At 75.4% G+C, this 18,751-nt stretch carries 1 protein-coding gene; it reads right to left on the bottom strand.

The window, feature by feature from the left end; all coding sequences use genetic code 11:
• Positions 1-18,636, bottom strand: a complete 18,636-nt coding sequence (locus tag AB0411_RS12555) for a non-ribosomal peptide synthetase (protein WP_366417246.1) — start codon at positions 18,634-18,636, stop codon at positions 1-3.
• Positions 18,637-18,751: the final 115 nt, after the last annotated feature.

Raw genomic sequence — 18,751 nt, 5'->3', positions numbered from 1 at the left:
TCACCGTTCGTTGTGGTCGCTGGTGCCGCGTGCGGCGTCTTCGAGTTCGCGCAGGACGTGCTCCTCCACCTGGTCCGCCAGGGCGGCGACCGTGCGGGCGGTCAGCACGTCCCGGGGGGTGAGTTCCACGCCGAAGGTCTCGTTGACCCGGGAGGCGATGCGCAGGCTGCGCAGCGAGTCGCCGCCGAGGGCGAAGAAGTCGTCCTCGGCGCCCACGGCCGTCTCCAGGACCTCGGACCAGACGTCCGCGAGGAACTGCTCGGTGGGGGTGCGCGGGGCGACCTGTGCGGCGGGCTCGTGCGGGTCGGGGCCGGGTGCGGGCAGCGCCGCGCGGTCGGTCTTGCCGTTCTCGGTGAGCGGGAAGCGCTCCAGGACGACGAAGGCCGAGGGGACCATGTGCGCGGGCAGCGTCCGGGCGGCGAACGCGCGCAGCTCGGCACCGGCCGGGACTTCGGTGTCCGGTGCGGCGAGCAGGTGGGCCACAAGCCGCGGCGTCCCGGGCTCGTCCTCCCGTACGGCCACCACGGCGTCCCGGACGGCCGGGTGGCCGACCAGGGCGGCCTCGACCTCTCCCGCTTCGATCCGGTGCCCGTGCAGCTTGATCTGGTGGTCGGTGCGGCCGAGGTAGTGGAGCTCGCCGCGGGCGTCGCGGCGGACCAGGTCGCCGGTGCGGTACATCCGCTCGCCCGGTGCGCCGTACGGGTCGGCGAGGAACCGGGTGGCGGTCAGGCCGGGACGGTGGAGGTAGCCGCGGGCCAGCGAGGGTCCGCTGATCCACAGCTCGCCGGGGACGCCGTCGGCGACCGGTCGGAGCCGATCGTCGAGCACATAGCTGCGGCTGCCCGCGCGGGAGCGTCCGATGGGGGGCGCGGCGCCGTCGGGCACCAGCGGACCGGACCAGGTGGCGACCACCGTGGTCTCGGTGGGCCCGTACGAGTTGATCATCCGGTGGTGCGGGGCCCAGCGGGCGACCAGGTCGGCGCCGCAGGCGTCCGCGCCGACGATGAGGGTGCGCAGGTCCGGCAGCGTCCCCGCGGTCGCGGGCGGCACCGTGGCGAGCGCGGCGGGCGGCAGCAGGGTGTGGGTGATGCCCTCCCGGCGCAGCACCTCGGCGAGTTGCTCGCCGAGCAGCGGTCCGGGCGGCGGCACCACGAGGCGGGCACCGGTCGGCAGGGCCATGCACAGCTCCAGCACCGAGGCGTCGAAGCTGGGCGTGGCGAAGGCCAGCACCCGGTCGCCCGGCCGGACCTGGTAGTGGTCGGCCTCGGCCGCGGCGAAGGCCGCCAGGCCGCGGTGGGTGACGACGACGCCCTTGGGGGTGCCGGTGGAGCCGGAGGTGTAGATCACGTAGGCCGGGTCGTCGAGGTCGAGCGGGCGGACCCGGTCCCGGTCGGTGGGCCGGTGGGCGGGTGCGTCGTCGTCCCCGGCGGCCAGGAGGTCATGGACCTCGGCGGCCTCCAGGGTGACGGCCGGTGCGGCGTCGCGCAGCATCAGCGCGATCCGCTCGGCCGGGTACCCGGGGTCCACCGGCAGGTGGGCGGCGCCCGTCTTGGCGGTGGCGAGCTGGGCGACGACCATGTCGGCCGACCTCGGCAGGACCAGGGCGACGAGGTCGCCGGGGCCGGTCCCGCGGGTGAGGAGGTGGTGCGCGAGGCGGTTGGCCCGCGCCTCCAGCTGCGCGAAGGAGAGTTGCCCGTCCGGTGCCGTCACCGCGGGGGCGTGGGGCCACCGGTCGACGGCCGCTTCGACGAGCGCGGCCAGGGTGGCGGGCGGCACGGCGTCATCGGGCGCCGGCGCGGAACCTCCGGTCAGCCGCTCGCGCTCCTGTGGCGGCAGGATGTCGATCCCGTCCACGGTCGCCGCGCCGCCGGGGGCGGCCAGGGCGCCCAGGGTGTGCACCAGCTGGGCGGCCAGGGACCGGGCGGTGGACTCCTCGAAGTACCGCGGGTCGTAGCCGAGTTCGACGCTCAGCCGGGTGCCGGGCGAGATCACCACGGTCAGCGGGTAGTTGGTGGCCTCCAGGGCGTGCAGATCGCGGACGCGCAGGCCGTGTGCGGTGGCCGCGGTGTCGTTGATCGGGTAGTTCTCGAAGACCACCAGGCTCTCGAACAGCGGTGTCCCGGCGGGCAGTTCGCTCCATCCCCGCAGATCGGACAGCGGGACGTGGTCGTGGCCGCGGGCGTCGGCCTGTACGGACTGCAGAGCGCCCAGCCAGTCGGCCGGGGCCGCGCCGCCGTCCACCTCGCACCGCACCGGCAGGGTGTTGATGAACAGGCCGGTGATGGCGTCGGCACCGGGCAGGTCGGCGGGCCGGCCCGAGACGGTGGTGCCGAAGCAGACCTCGCGCTCGTTGCTCCAGCGCGACAGCAGCAGGCCCCAGACCCCCTGGACGACGGTGTTGAGGGTGAGGTGGTGGCGCCGGGCGAAGTCCTGGAGCGCGGCGCTCTCCCGTTCGCCGAGCCGCTCGGAGAGCCAGGTGCCGGCGCGGGTGGCGGCACCTGGCGCCGGGCGCCGGTCGTAGGGCAGCGGGGTGGGTGCGGTCAGGCCGGCCAGCGCCGTGCGCCAGTGCGCTTCGGCCGGGGCCGTGTCGCGGGCGGCGAGCCAGGCGGCGTAGTCGGCGAACGGCCTGCGGTCGGGCAGGTCCGGGGCGTCGCCGCGGGTGAGCGCCGCATGGCAGGCAAAGACGTCCGAGAGGACCTGGAAGACGCTCCAGCCGTCGAGCAGTACATGGTGGAAGGTCCACACGACCCGTACTTCGGCCGGGGAGAGCCGGATGAGGGTGAGCCGCAGCAGCGGCGCCCGGTCGAGGGCGAGCCCGCGGTCCCGGTCGTCGGCGAGCAGCCGCGCCAGTTCCGCGTCGCGCCGCTCCTGCGTCAGCGCGCTCCAGTCGAGCTCGGTGACGGGCAGGGTGACGGAACGGTGGACGGTCTGCAGGGGCACCGGCACCTCGTGCAGGACCACCGCGCTGCGCAGCACGGGGGTGCGGTCGACGACCTGCTGCCAGGCGGCGGCCAGCAGCCGGGGGTCGGGTACGCCGTCCAGGACGAAGGTGGCCTGTTCGACGTAGAGCCCCTGGTCGGGTTCGTCGAGCCCGTGGAAGACCAGGCCCGTCTGGGTGGGCGTCAGCGGGTAGACGTCCGTGACGTCCCGGCCGTCGCCGACGAGCCGGTCGACGGTCTCCTGGTCGAGGCGGACCAGCGGGAAGTCGGCGGGGGTGCGCCCGCCGGCGTCCGGCTCCGCGCAGTGCCGCACGATCTCCCGCAGCTCGGCGGTCATCTCCTCGGCCAGCGCGGCCACGGTGGCGCGCAGGTGCAGATTGGTCGAGTAGGACCAGGTGAACTCCAGCCGCTTGTCCGCGACCAGGCCGACGACGTCGATCAGGTGCGGCCGGTCGGCCGTCCGGTCCATGTCGCCCTCCAGCCCGCCGTACGGGGCGTGCAGCAGACCGTCGCCCGCGGACGCGCTCCAGTCCTGCTGCCCGAGGTAGTTGAAGGCGATCTGCGGGTCGGCCGGCAGCTCCGCGGCCGCCGGGGTGCGCAGCCGGCGCAGCGCGCCGTGCCCCAGGCCGTGGCCGGGCAGGGCCCGCAGGCCCTCCTTGGCGGACTTCAGCGCCGTGGCGAGGTCCGCGTGCGGCGGCAGGTCCAGGGCGACCGGGAACATGGTGGTGAACCAGCCGACGGTGCGGGAGAGGTCGATGTCGTCGAAGATCTCCTCGCGGCCGTGGCCCTCCAGCCCGATCCGCACCCGGTCGTGCCCGGTCCAGCGGGCCAGCACCCGGCCCAGCGCGCACAGCAGGACGTCGTTGATCCGGGTCCGGTAGACGTCCGGGACGTCCTGGAGCAGCCGGCGGGTCTCCTCGGCCTCCAGGCGGACGGTCACGGTGTCCTCGGAGTCCGCGGAGTTGCGGCCGGTGCGGTCGGTGGGCAGCTCCGTGTGGCCCTCCGGCGCGCTCCAGTGGGCGAGTTCGCCGTCGAAGCCGCCGGCGGCGGTGTGGTCGTGCAGCCGCTGCGCCCAGGCGCGGAACGAGGTGGTCTTGGGGCCGAGCCCGGCCCGCTTCCCCGCTCGCGTCCGGCGGTAGGCGGTGTCGAGGTCCTCCAGGACGATCCGCCAGGACACCGCGTCGACGACCAGGTGGTGGGCCGCCAGCAGCAGGACCGGGCGGTCCTGGTCGCCGCGGTGGCACAGCGCGGTCTTCAGCAGCGGCCCCTGCGCGAGGTCGAAGCCGGCGCACAGGCCGGCGGTCAGCCGGCGCAGTTCCGCGGCACGGTCCTGCGGCTCCAGGCCGGAGAGGTCGTGGACCTCCAGGGCGGGTGCCGCGCCGGGCGCCGCGGTGTACTGGCGCCAGAGGCCGTCGCCGGTGGTCTCGTACACCGTGCGCAGGGCGTCATGGTGCTCCAGCACCGCGGCCAGGGCGGCGCGCAGCGCGCCCTCGTCCACCTCGGCGGCCAGCTGGAAGGAGAGCGACTGGGTGAAGTGACCGGGGCTGTCGGGGACGCTGTCGAACAGCCAGTGCTGGACGGGGGTGAGCGGCACCTCTCCCACCACCGGGCCCTGTTCGGCGGTGGACACCGTGGCCGGCAGCGCCTCGGCGGCCGCGGCCAGCGCGGCGACGGTCTGGTGGACGAAGAGGTGGCGCGGGGTCAGGGCGAGGCCCGCGCGGCGGGCCGCGGAGACGATCTGGATGCTGAGGATCGAGTCACCGCCGAGCGCGAAGTAGTTGTCCTCGGCGCCCACCCGCGGCACGCCCAGCACCTCGGCCCAGATCCCGGCGAGCACCTTCTCGGTGTCCGTGCGCGGCGGGACGTGAGCGGTGGCCGGGGCGGACCAGTCGGGCGCCGGCAGGGCGCGCCGGTCGAGCTTGCCGGTGGCTCCCAGCGGCAGCCGCTCCAGGGGGACGACGACCGCGGGCACGAGGTGGTCGGGCAGGCTCCGGGCGAGGAAGGCACGCACCGCGGCGGGGTCGGCGTCCGCCGTGCCGCGGGTGACCACATAGCCCACCAGGCGCTTGTGGCCGTCGGTCTCGACCACCCGCGCGGCGGCCTCGGCGACGTCGGGGTGCCGGGCCAGCGCGGCCTCGACCTCGCCGAGTTCGATGCGGAAGCCGCGCACCTTGACCTGGTCGTCACCGCGGCCGAGGTACTCCAACTGCCCGTCGGCGTCCCAGCGCACGAGGTCGCCGGTGCGGTACATCCGCTCGCCGGCCGGGCCGAACGGGTCGGCCAGGAAGCGCCGGGCGGTCAGTCCGGGCCGGTCGAAGTAGCCGCGTGCCACACCGGTCCCGGCGAGGTAGAGCTCGCCGGGCACGCCGACGGGGACCGGCCGCAGGTGCGGATCGAGGACGTAGGCCCGCGCGCCGGCGACGGGGCTGCCGATCGGCGGGGTGCGGTCGGGGTCGGCGGGGTCGCAGTACCAGGCGGTGGCGTAGACGGTGGCCTCGGTGGGGCCGTAGATGTTCGCGACCCGGCAGCCGGGGACGGCGGCGCGGACCTCCCGCACGGTACGGGCGGCGAGCCCCTCACCGGCCAGCACCACGGTGTCCGCGGTGACGTGCACGGTGTCCTCGGCGAGGAGCTGGCCGAGGGCGGAGGGCACGGCGCTGAGCAGGCTCGCGGTCCAGGGGGCTGAGCGTTCGGCGAGGGCCAGCAGGTCGCTCACGATCTCGACGCAGCCGCCGGACAGCAGCGGGCTGAAGATCTCGAAGACCGACACATCGAAGTTGAGCGAGGTGGACGCCACGACGTGGGACAGGCCCCGGCCGCCGAATTCGCCGGCCGCCCAGTCGGCCAGTGCGACCACCGATCCGTGGGTCGCCACCACGCCCTTGGGCAGGCCGGTCGAGCCCGAGGTGTGGATGACGTAGGCGGGGTGGGCGGGCAGCAGCGTGCCGGTCCGCTCGCCGTCGCCGAGGTCGGCGGCGGACAACGCGGCGAGCCGGTCCGCGGTCCCCGGGTCGTCCAGCGCGATCCGGGTGGCCGGCCCGTCCGGCAGCCGGCCGGCCAGCGCGGCGGTGGTGAGCACGATGTCCGGCCCGATGTCCTCGAACAGGAAGGAGACCCGCTCGGCCGGGTACTTGGGGTCGACCGGCAGATAGCCGGCGCCGCTCTTGAGCACCGCCAGCAGGGCCGTGATCAGGTCGGCCGTGCGCGGCAGGGCGAGGGCGACGAACCGCTCCGGGCCCGCGCCCGAGGCGATCAGCAGCCGGGCCAGCCGGTTGGCGCGTGCGTTCAGCTCCCGGTAGGTGAGCCGGTCGTCCCCGGCCAGTACGGCGGTGGCGTGCGGGGTGCGGCCCGCCTGCGCCTCGAACACCTCGGGCAGGACGCGCCGCGGCACCGCGGCGACCGCTCCCCCGAACTCGCGCAGGATGCGCCCGCGTTCGTCCCCGGCGAGCAGCGGCAGGTCGCCCAGGCGGCGGTCCGGATCGGCCGCCATCTCCGTGAGCAGCACCCGCAGGCAGGCGCCCATCCGCTCGACGGTCGCCGCGTCGAAGGCCGCCGGGTCGTAGTCCAGGGCCACGGTGAGGCGCTCGCCCGGGGCGACGACCACGCTGAGCGGGTAGTTGGTCGGCTCCAGGTCGCGTTCCGGCTGGATGCCCAGGCCGTGCCGGGCGAGGGCGTCGCTGTCGAAGGGGTAGTTCTCGAAGACCACGATGCTGTCGAACAGGTTCGACCCGCGCGGGACGTCGCTCCAGGTCTGGAGCTCGGTCAGGGAGACGAAGTCGTAGCGCCGCGACTCCGACTGGGCCGTCTGCAGGTCGCGCAGCCAGTCCAGCAGCCCGCGCCGCCCGTCGGTACGCACCCGGGTGGGGAGGGTGTTGATGAACAGGCCGACCATGGACTCCACCCCGGGCAGCGCGGCGGGCCGCCCGGAGACGGTGGTGCCGAAGACCACGTCGTCGCTGTTGCTGTAGCGGGACAGCAGCAGGCCCCAGGCGCCCTGCAGCACGGTGTTCATGGTGAGGCCGGCCCGCTGCGCGGTCTCCCGCAGACGGGCGGAGTCCGCCTCGTCCAGCGTGACGTGGACCGAGCCCGACGACGAGGCGCGGTGGGCCTCCAGGGGCTTGCGGTCACGCGGGAGTTCGGTCGGCGAGGTGAAGCCGGCCAGCGCGGTGCGCCAGTGCCGCTCGGCCTGTGTGCTGTCCTGCTCCGCCAGCCAGCTCAGGTAGCTGCCGAAGGGCGGGCGGGCGGGAACCTCGGGGCGGCGGCCCGCGGTGAGCGCCGCGTACCGTTCGCAGATCTCGTCGAAGACCTGGGCCGCGCTCCAGCCGTCGAGCAGGACGTGGTGGAACGTCCACACCAGCCGGACCCGGTCCTCGGACAGCTTGATCAGGGCCAGCCGCATCAGCGGAGCGGCGGCGAGGTCGAGTCCGGCCGCCCGGTCCTGGGCGAGCAGGGTGGTCAGTGCGCGCTCGCAGTCCTCGGCGCTCCATCCGGTCCAGTCGTGGTGGGTGACGGGCACGGCGGCCCGTGCCTGGACGACCTGCAGCGGCTCGGCGGTCTCCTCCCACACCAGACGGGTGCGCAGCATCGGGTTGGCGTCGGCCGCCTGCTGCCAGGCCGTGGCGAGCGCGGCCGGGTCGGTGACGCCGGACAGCACCAACTGGACCTGGTTGAAGTAGGTGTGCGAGTCGGGGTCCATCAGGCTGTGGAACAGCATGCCCGCCTGCATGGGCGTCAGCGGGTAGATGTCCTCCACCGCGCGGCCGTCCGCCGCGACCCGGTCCACGGCCGCCTGGTCGAGGCGGGCGAGCGGGTAGTCGGAGGGGGTGCGGCCGCCGGCGTCCGGGGCCGCGCAGTGCGCGACGATGTCCTCCAGCGCCGTGAGCATGCCGGTGGCCAGCGCGGACACCGTCTCCTCGCGGTGCACTTCGCCGCTGTAGTACCAGGTGAGTTCGAGGCGGCGCTCCTCGACCCGGCCCACCACGTCCAGCAGGTGCGGCCGTACGGACTCGGGAGCGTCGGCGCCGCCCAGTCCGCCGTGCACCGCCCGGATCAGCCCGCCGTCACCGGACCAGTCGAACTGGCCCAGGTAGTTGAAGCTGATCTGCGGCTGCGGGACGCCGGCGAGTTCGGCGGCTCCGGCGAGGTGCCGCAGCGCCCCGTGGCCGAGCCCCCGGCCGGGCACCGCGCGCAACTGCTCCTTGACGGACTTCAGCGCCGCGGCCCAGTCGCCGTCCGGGACGTCCAGGGCGACGGGGAACAGGGTGGTGAACCAGCCGACCGTACGGGACAGGTCGACGCCGTCGAAGAGGTGGTCCTCGCGGCCGTGCCCCTCCAGGCCGACGGCGACGGTGCGCTCGCCGGTCCAGTCGGCCAGCACCCGGCCGAGCGCGGTGAGCAGCACGTCGTTGATCTGCGTGCGGTAGACGCCGGGCACCTTCTGCAGCAGGTCGCCGGTCCGCTGCCGGTCCAGCCGGACGGTCACCGAGCGCAGGTCGGCGATGGTGTTGCTGCCATCGGCGTCGACGGGCAGCGCCGTGGCGCAGTGTGCGGCGACCTCGCTCCAGTGCGCGCGTTCCCCGTCGAAGAGACCGGCCTCGGTGTGCTCGTGCAGCCGGCGGGCCCACTCCTGTACGGAGGTGGTGCGGGCGAGGGGGCTCGACGGCGTACCGGTGCGGGCCTGCTGGTAGGCGCTCTCCAGGTCCTCCAGCAGCACCCGCCAGGAGACCCCGTCGACCACCAGGTGGTGCACGGCCAGGAACAGCCGCGGCGGCCGGTGCCGTCCGCCGGTGAAGAGGCGGGCGGCGAGCAGGGGGCCGGTCTCCAGCCGGAAGCCGGCCTGCGCCTCGGCCATGGCGGCCTCCGCCGCGGCGGCGCCCTCCTCCTCGTCCTGCCCGGACAGGTCGTGCACCCGCAGCAGCTGCGGTGCGGTGGCGTCCGGGGCGGGGCAGTGCTGGTGCCAGGTGCCGTCCGGCCGCTGCACGAAGCGGGCCCGCAGGGCGTCGTGGTGGGCCCACAGGGCGTGCAGCGCCGCTTCCAGCGCCCGCGGATCGGGCTCCTCGGCCAGTTCGATGACGAGGGACTGGTTGAAGTACTCCGGGCGCTGCGGCGCGGCGTCGAGGAACCAGCGCTGGATCGGGGTGAGGGCGATGTCCCCGGTCACCGGGCCGGTGCCGCTGACCGGTGCGGCGGCACCGGTGGCGGCGGCCAGGGCGGCGACGGTGGGGTGGCGGAACAGGTCCCGGGGCGTCAGGGCCAGGCCCGCCCGGCGGGCGCGCGAGACGACCTGGATGCTGAGGATCGAATCGCCGCCCAGCATGAAGAAGTTGTCCTCGACGCCCACCCGGTCGACGCCCAGCAGGGCGCACCAGATCTCCGCGAGGATCCGCTCGGCCTCGGTGCGCGGCGCGAGGTGCTCGCCGGCGGTGGCGGCCGACCAGTCGGGGGCGGGCAGCCTGCGCCGGTCCACCTTCCCGTTGCCCGTGAGGGGCAGCGCGTCCAGGGTCACGAACGCGGCGGGGACCATGTAGTCGGGCAGTTCACCGGCGAGCGCGGCACGCAGCTCGGCCGGCTGCGGCACCGCCCGGTCCGGGGCGGGGACGAGGTAGGCCACCAGCCGCTTGCGGCCGCCGTCCTCGGGGACGGTCACCACGGCTTCGGCGACGGCCGCGTGGCGGGTGAGCACCGCCTCGATCTCGGCCGGTTCGACGCGGAAGCCACGGATCTTGATCTGGTCGTCGGCGCGTCCCACGAAGTGGAGTTCGCCCTCGGCACTCCAGCGCACGATGTCGCCGGTGCGGTACATCCGGCTCCCGGCCGGTCCGAACGGGTCGGCCAGGTAGCGTTCCGCGGTCGCGCCGGGGCGGCCGGCGTAGCCGCGGGCGAGCCCGGCGCCGGCGAGGTACAGCTCTCCGGGGATGCCGGGCGGCTGGGGCTGCAGCGCGGCGTCCAGGACGTAGACGCGCATGTTGTCCAGCGGACGCCCGATGGGCAGGGCGGCGGGCAGCGGGTCGCCGGAGCGGAAGGCCCGCCGGGTCGCGAAGGTGGTCGTCTCGGTGGGGCCGTAGCCGTCGACCACGGTCAGGCCGGGGCAGGCGTCGAGGACGCGGCGCACGGCGGCGCCCGGCACGGCCTCGCCGCCGGTCCACACCTCCCGGGCGCCCCGCAGGCACTCGGGGTCCTCCTGGGACAGCAGGCGGAACAGCCCGGCGGTCAGCCACAGGCAGGTGACGCCCTGCTCGTCGATCGCGCGGCGCACCGTGGTGGCGTCCACGTCGGCCGGCGGGGCGAGAACGGCCCGGCCGCCGCGCAGCAGGGGCACCCACAGTTCGTAGGTGGCCGCGTCGAAGGCCTGCGGCGAGTGCACCAGGACCCGGTCGTGTCCGTCGAAGGCGCGGTCGAAGGCGAGCGCCACGACGTCCCGGTGACGCACCGCGACCCCCTTGGGGCGGCCGGTGGAGCCGGAGGTGAACATCAGGTACAGGGCGTTGTCGGGGTGGAGCGCGGGCAGGGGTGTGCCCTCCGGGGCGGCGGCGCCGGCCGGTGCGGCCTCGTCCGTCACCCGCAGGACACGGCCGCCGGGCGCCGCGGCGCGGGCGGTCTCCTCCCAGGCGGCGTCGGTGAGCACCAGGTCGGCGGTGGTCTCCGCCAGCACCTGCCGCAGCCGCTCGCGGGGCGCGCGGCCGTCCAGCGGGACGTACACGCCGCCCGCCTTGACGAGGGCCAGTTGGGCGACGACCAGGGCGGCCGACCGGTCCATCAGGACCCCGACGGGGGTCTCCGGGCGCACGCCGAGCCCGGTCAGCCGGTGGGCCAACGCGTCGGTACGGGCGTCGAGTTCGCGGTAGGCCAGGCGGCTGTCCCCCGCGTCCAGCGCGATGGCGTCGGGGGTGCGGCGGGCCTGGGCGGCGAACAGGGTGGCCACCGTGCCCTCGGGCAGCGGGGCGGCGGTGTCGTTCCACTCCTCGACGACCTGGCGGCGGCGTGCCGCACCGAGCACCGGCAGCCGGGCGGGCGGAAGCTGGGGGTCCTCGGCCAGGCCCGCCAGCAGGACCGTGAGGTACTCCCCCATCCGCTCGACGGTGGCCGCGTCGAACAGGTCCGGGTCGTAGCCGAGGCGCAGGGCCAGCTCCTGGCCCGGATAGGCGACCAGGCTCAGCGGGTAGTTGGTGGTCTCGATGCCGTCGAGGCCGCTCAGCCGCAGCCCGTGCGCGGCGGCGAGGTCGCCGCCGACCGGGTAGTTCTCGAAGACCACGATGCTGTCGAAGAGCGGGACCCGCTCGGGCAGGTCGCTGAACGCCTTCAGCCGGGCGAGCGGGACGAAGTCGAAGCGCCGGTCCTCGGTCTGGATCTCCTGCACCCGGTGCAGCCAGGCGGTCAGGGTGCCCTCGGCGGGGACGGTCAGCCGCGTCGGTACGGTGGCGATGAACAGGCCGTTCATCGCCTCGACGCCGGGCAGCTCCGGCGGCCGTCCGGACACGGTGGTGCCGAAGACGACGTCGGACCGCCCCGTGTGACGGGCCAGCAGCAGCGCCCAGGCGCCCTGTACCAGCGTGTTCATGGTCAGGCCCGCGTTCTTGGCCAGGCGGTCCAGGCGGCGGGTGGTGGCGGCGGGCAGGGAGATCCGCACCGCCTCGGTGGACTCCGCGCGGTGCGCCTCGCGGGGCTCGCGGTCGTAGGGCAGTGCGGTGGGCTCGCTCCACCCGTCGAGCCGGTCCTGCCAGTGCCGTTCGGCCTGTGCCCAGTCGCGGCCTTGCAGCCAGGCCACGTAGTCGCGGAACGGCCGGCGGCCGGGCAGGTCCGCCCCGGCGGGCACGGCGCCGTCGTGGTCCGCCCGGTCGCGCAGCGCGGCGTGGCAGCGGAAGACGTCGGAGAGGACCTGGAACAGGCTCCAGCCGTCCAGCACCAGGTGGTGGAAGGACCACACCACCTGGACCTCGGTGTCGGAGAGCCGGGCCAGGACCAGGCGCAGCAGCGGGGCGGCGGCGAGGTCGATCCCGCGCTGCCGGTCACGGTCGAGCAGCTCCGCCAGTCCGGCCCGGCGCTCCTCGTCCGACAGGGCACGCCAGTCCAGTTGGGTGACCGGCACGGTGACGCCGCTCTCCACCACCAGCAGCGGCTCGGGCACGTCCTCCCAGACGACACGACCGCGCAGCACGGGGGTGCGGTCCGTCACCTGCTGCCAGGCCGCGGCGAGGGCCTGCGGGTCGGGCACGCCGTCCAGGACGAAGGTCAGCTGCTGGAAGTAGACGCTCTGGTCGTCCTGGGAGAGCCGGTGGAAGAGCATGCCGGCCTGGGTGGGGGTGAGCGGGTGGATGTCCTCGACGGTGCTGCCGTCGCCCGCCAGCCGGTCCACGGTGGTCTGGTCGAGGGCGGCGAGCGGGAAGTCGGAGGGGGTGCGGCCGCCGGCTCCGGGCCGGGCGGCGTGCCGGGCGATGTCGCCCAGCGCCCGGCCGAAGTCCCCGGCCAGCCGGGCGACGGTCTCCTCGTGGTGGAGGTTCGCCGAGTAGAACCAGGTGAACTCCAGGGCGTCGCCCTCCAGCCGGCCGACGACCTCCAGGGCGTGCGGGCGCGGCGCGGCGGGGTCGGCATCCAGCGCCAGTTCGCGGTGCGGCCCGCGGTAGAGGCTGCCGTCGCCGCCCGGTGCGGCGAACTGGCCGAGGTAGTTGAAGCTGAGGCCGGCGGTCGGTGTGCCGGGCAGGTCCGCCGGCCGGATCAGGTGCCGCTGGACGCCGTAGCCCAGGCCGCGGCGGGGCACCGCGCGCAGCTGCTCCTTGACCGACTTCAGCACGGTGCCCCAGTCGGCGTCCCGCGCCACGGCGAGGGCGACCGGGTAGCGGGTGGTGAACCAGCCGACGGTCCGGCTGAGGTCCACGTCGGTGAAGAGCTCCTCCCGGCCGTGGCCCTCCAGGTCCACCGGGACCCGGTCCTGTCCGGTCCACTCGTGCAGCACCCGGCCCAGCGCGCTCAGCAGCACGTCGTTGACCTGGGTGCGGAAGGCCCGGGGCAGGGTGTGCAGCAGGACGGCGGTGTCCTGTGGGCTGAGGCGCACGGTCACCGAGCGGGCGGAGGCGTAGGTGTTGGCGCCGGCGAGGTCGGCGGGCAGCGCCGGGTCGCAGGTGCGGGCCAGCGCGGTCCAGTGACCGGTCTCGTCCTGGAAGCCGCCGGCGTCGGCGTGCGCGGTCAGCCGCCGGGCCCAGTGCCGCAGCGGGGAGGACTTCGGCGGCAGGGCCCCGTCCGCTCCCTCGCGGCGGGCGCGGTAGGCGCGGTCCAGGTCCTCCAGCAACAGCCGCCAGGAGACACCGTCGACGACCAGGTGGTGGACGGCCAGGTGCAGGACGGGGGGCAGACCGCTGCCCCGGTCGTGGAGCACGGCGCGCAGCAGGAGGCCGCGGCCCAGGTCGAACGGCCCGTGGTGCGGGGCGTCGTCGTCGGGGCCGGTGTGGCGCTGCAGGACGGGGCCGGGCGCGCCGGCGTCGATGTGCTGGTGCCACCGGCCGTCGCCGTCCCGCACGAAGCGCGAGCGCAGGGCGTCGTGGTGGGCGACCACGTCCTGGAGGGCGGCCTCCAGCGCAGTGGCGTCCAGGCCCTCGGCCAGCTCGACGGACACCGTCTGGCCGAAGTGGGCGGCCCGCGCGGGATCGCTCTCGAACAGCCAGTGCTGAATGGGCGTCAGTGGTGCCCGGCCGGTGGCCTCCGCCTCGGGGTGCGGGCCCGGCGCCGGCCGGTCGGCGGCGTCCGCGCACTGCGCGAGGGCGGCGACCGTCTGGTGCCGGTAGACGTCGCGCGAGGTGACGGCGAGGCCGGCCTGCCGGGCCTGGGCGACCACCTGGATGCTGAGGATCGAGTCGCCGCCCAGCGAGAAGAAGTTGTCGTCGACACCGACGCGCTCGACCCGCAGGACGTCGGCCCACACGGCGGCGAGCGCCCGTTCGGTGGCGGTGCGCGGCGCGACGTAGTCCGTCGTCCCGGCGGTCGTCCAGTCCGGGGCGGGCAGCCGGGCGCGGTCCAGCTTGCCGTTGGGGTTGAGCGGCATCGCGTCCAGGACGACGACGGAGGCGGGCACCATGTAGTCGGGCACGCTGCGGCCGAGCAGCCGGCGGATCGCGCTCGGGACGAGTTCGGCCCCGGGCGCCGGGACGACATAGCCGATCAGGCGCTTGTGCCCGCCGCTCTCCCGGGTGGCGGCGGCCGCCTGGGCCACCCCCGCACAGCGCAGCAGCGCCTCCTCGACCTCGCCCAGCTCGATGCGGAAGCCGCGCACCTTGACCTGCTGGTCGGCCCGGCCCAGGTACTCCAGCTCGCCGTCGGTGGTCCACCGCACCAGGTCGCCGGTGCGGTACATCCGGCTGCCGGGGCCGGCGAAGGGGTCGGCGACGAACCGGGTGGCGGTCAGGCCGGGGCGCTTGAGGTACCCCCGGGCCAGCCCTCCCCCGCCGAGGTACAACTCGCCCGTCACCCCCGGCGGTTGCGGCCGCAGCATGCCGTCCAGGACGTAGCAGCGGGTCCGGGCGACCGGCCGGCCGATGGGCGGGGCCTGCTCGGGTGCGGCGTCACCGGCGAACCAGGCCGTGGCGTACACGGTGGCCTCGGTCGGGCCGTAGATGTTGGCGACCTGGGAGGACGGCATGGTCTCCCGGATCTCCCGGACGGTCTGCGCGGGCAGCGCCTCGCCCGCCAGGACCACCGTGTCGGCCGTGACGGTGCCGGCGTCCCGGGTGAGCAGCCGGGAGACCACCGACGGCACGCCGCTGAGGAGACCGGCCTGCCGCGGCGCGGCGCCCGGCCGGTCGGCGAGGGCCGGCAGGTCGGCCACCACTTCGATGCTGCCGCCGGACAGCAGCGGGCAGAGGAGTTCGAAGACGGAGACGTCGAAGTTGAGCGAGGTGGAGGCCACCACGTGCGTCAGCCGCTCCGGGCCGAACTGCGCTTCCGCCCAGGCCGCCAGGTCGGCCACGCTGCGGTGGGTGACCACCACGCCTTTGGGGCGGCCGGTCGAGCCGGACGTGTAGATGACGTACGCGGGGTGACCGGGGTCCAGCGGCCGGGCGCGGTCGGCGTCGGTGAGGTCGTCGTCCGCGAGACCGGCCGCCTCGGCCACGGTCAGCGGATCGTCCAGTACCAGCCGCTCGGCGGCCTCGGGCAGGCAGCCGGCCGTGTCCCGGGTGGTCAGCACGAGGGCCGGCTCGGCGTCGCCGAGCATGAACCGGATGCGCTCGGCCGGATAGCCGGGGTCCACCGGCAGATACCCGGCGCCCGCCTTGAGCACCGCCCACAGGACGGGGAGCAGGTCGGCCGAGCGCGGCAGGGCCAGCGCCACCAGCGTCTCGGGCCCCACCCCGCGGCGGGTCAGCAGCCGGGCGAGACGGTTGGCGCGCCGGTTCACCTCGTCGTAGGTGAGCCGGGTGTCCCCGCAGACGACGGCGGTGTGGCCGGGCGTGCGGACGGTCTGCGCCTCCAGCAGCTCGGGCAGGGTGGTGTCCGGGCCGTCCTGCTGCGGGGCGTTCCAGGCGTCGAGCATGGTGCGGCGCTCGTCGTCCGTCAGCAGCGGCAGTTCGGCGACGGTCCGCTGCGGGCCGTCCGCCATCCCCTCCAGCAGGAGGTGCAGCTGACGGCTCATCCGGGCCACGGTCCGGGCGTCGAAGAGGTCGGTGTTGTACTCGACGGTCAGCCCGAACGACCCGTCGCCGCGCGGCAGGAACTCCAGCACCAGGTCGAAGCGGGCGGCCGGGCGCGGCAGCGGATGCTCCTCGATCCGTACGCCGCCGGCTTCCTGCGGGTGCACCATGGCGGTCTGCTGGACGACCAGGACCTGCACCAGCGGGGTACGGCTGGGGTCCCGCCGCGGGGCCAGCTCCTCGACGACCCGGTCGAACGGCACGCTGTCATGGCCGAAGGCGTCCAGCAGCGTCGAGCGCATGGTGTCCAGGAACCGGTCGACGGTGGCGGCGGGGTCGACGTCGCTGCGCAGCACCAGGGTGTTGACGAAGAAGCCGGTGACCTCCTCCAGTTCCCGGTGGCCGCGCCCGTTGGTGACGGTGCCGAACGCGATGTCGCGCTGACCGCTGTAGCGCGAGAACAGCACCGCGGCCGCCCCGGCGAACAGGGTGAACACGGTCGTGCCCTGGGACCGGGCGAGGGCGGCGAGGCGCTCGGCCAGGCCGGCCGGCAGGTCGTGGCGGTGCGCCGCGCCGGACGTGGTGCGCACCGGCGGCCGGGGCCGGTCCGTGGGCAGGTCCAGCTGCGGTGTCCCGGCGAGGTGCCGCTTCCAGTACGCGAGGTCGTCGGCGTGCCGGGCCGGGGTGGGGTGGGCACGCTCCCACACGGCGAAGTCGGGGTACTGCAGGACCGGCTTTGCCAGGCCGTCCGGGCTGCCGTCCGCCTCGGAGGCGTACAGCGCGGCCAGTTCACGGACCAGCACGCCGACCGACCAGCCGTCGGTGACGATGTGGTGCTGGGCCAGGAGCAGCAGATGGTCGTCGGCGGCGAGCCGGATCAGCAGGGCCCGGGTGAGCGGGCCCTCGCGCAGGTCGTAGGGGCGCTCCAGCTCCTCGACCAGCAGCCGCTCGGCCTCCGCGGCACGGCGGTCGGCCGGGAGGTCGCCGAGGTCGACGGTGCGCAGCGGCAGGGTGGCGGTGGCGTCGACCCGTTGCACACCGCGCCCGTCCACCGTGGTGAAGGTGGTGCGCAGGGAGTCGTGGCGGGCGGCGAGCCGGTCCAGGGCGCGGCGCAGCGCCGCGCCGTCCAGGGGGCCGCCCAGGCGCACCCCGACGCCGGTGTTGTACTCGGTGCCGCCGGCCGTCAGGTCGTCGAGGAACCACAGCCTTTGCTGGGCGCCGGACAGCGGCAGCGGCCGGTCGCGCCGGGCCGGGGTGACCGGCGGCGCCGTGTCCGCGGTGTCCGGGTCGCCGAGGAGCGGCACCAGCCCGGCGATGGTCCGGGCGGTGAACAGGTCCCGTACGGACAGCCGGTCGCCGAGCTCCTCCCGGATCCGGGACAGCACCCGCACGGCGAGGACGGAGTCGCCGCCGAGCTCGAAGAAGTCGTCGCCGGTGCCGACGGGGTGCACCGACAGCACGTCCGACCAGATGCCGGCGAGGGTCCGCTCGGCGGGGGTCCGGGGGGCGGCATGGCCCGCCTCCGGGGCGCGGGCGGTGTCGGGCGCGGGGAGCGCACGCCGGTCGATCTTGTGCTGGGCGGTCAGCGGGAACGCGTCGAGGACCACGACGGCCGAGGGCACCATATGGGCCGGCAGGCTGCGGGAGACCGCGGCGCGCAACTCCGCGGGCTGCGGGGACCGGTGGGGGTCCACGGCGGTGACGTAGGCGACGAGCCGCTGCCGTCCGGGCTCGTCCTCGCGCACGATGACCACCGCTTCGCCGACGCGGGGGTGCCGGGCCAGCGCCGCCTCGATCTCCCCGGGTTCGATGCGGAAGCCGCGCACCTTGACCTGCCGGTCGGCCCGGCCGAGGAATTCCAGTTCGCCCTCGGAGTTCCACCGCGCCAGGTCGCCGGTGCGGTAGAGCCGGCTGCCGGACGGGCCGTAGGGGCTTGCCACGAACCGGGCGGCGGTCAGCCCCGGCCGGTCGAGGTAGCCGCGCGCCACTCCGGCGCCGCCGATGTACAGCTCACCGCCGGTCCCCGCCGGCACCGGCCGCATCGCCGCGTCCAGCACATGGACCTCGGTGTGCGGCAGCGGTCCGCCGATGGACGGCGTGCCGCCGCCCACGGCCAGCGGCCCGGTCCAGGACGCGACGACGGTGGCCTCGGTGGGACCGTAGGAGTTGATCAGCCGGCGCCCCGCCGCCCAGCGGTCGACCAGCTCGGCCGGGCAGGCCTCGGCTCCCACGATCAGGGTCCGCAGGTCGGGCAGGCCGCCCGCCTCCGGGGCGGGCACGGTCGCGAGCGCGGCCGGCGGGATCAGGGCGTGGGTGATGCGGCGTTCGGCCAGGACGGCCGCGAGTTCCTCGCCCAGCCACGGTCCGTCGGGCGGCACCACGAGGGTCGCGCCCGCCAGCAGGGAGATGCACAGCTCCAGGACGGAGGCGTCGAAGCTCGGGGAGGAGAACTGCAGGACGCGGGCGCCCGGCGCGACGTCGTACTGCACGGCGGCCGCGGCGGCGAAGGACGCCAGGCCCGTGTGGGTCACCGCCACGCCCTTGGGGGTCCCCGTGGACCCCGAGGTGTAGATGACGTAGGCGGGGTGCTCGGCGCACAGCGGCGCGAGCCGGTCGGAGTCCCGTGGGGCGTGGTCCGGCCCCGTGGGAGGCCGGGTCTGCGCGGGGTCGTCGAGCACCACCGCCGGCCGGGCGTCGGACAGCATCAGGGCGCGGCGTTCGGCGGGGTACGCCGGATCGACCGGCAGGAACGCACCGCCCGCCTTGGCCACGGCGAGTTCCGCGACGACGAGTTCGGCCGAGCGGGGCAGTACCACGGCCACCGTCCGCTCCGGCCCCACCCCGCGCCGGATGAGGTCGTGGGCGAGGCGGTTGGCCAGCCCGTCGAGCTCCCGGTAGGTCCAGGTCCGCCGGCCGTCCGTCACCGCGGGTGCGTCCGGGGTGCGGGCCGTCCATGCGGCGAACAGGTCCCCGAGCGGCGTGCCGGGCCCGGGACGGACCGGGCCGGACTCGGGGACCGGGGGGACGGTCCGGTCCTGCGGCGACGAGGACGACGGTGCTGAACTCTCGTGCTGGTCCGTCATGGAGGTCGGTCCTTCTCAGCGGGGACGGGCAGTGCGGCAGGACATCGGGCGGCCCGGAAGAGGGGTACCGGGCAGGGCAGGCCGGAGCGTTCGGGCGAGCCGGGTGCGAGAAGAG

It is taken from the genome of Streptomyces angustmyceticus (assembly GCF_040701845.1).
Taxonomy (GTDB): Bacteria; Actinomycetota; Actinomycetes; order Streptomycetales; family Streptomycetaceae; genus Streptomyces; species Streptomyces angustmyceticus_A.
The sequence above is the reverse complement of the archived record's forward strand: the minus strand, read 5'-3'. Positions and strand labels throughout refer to the sequence as shown.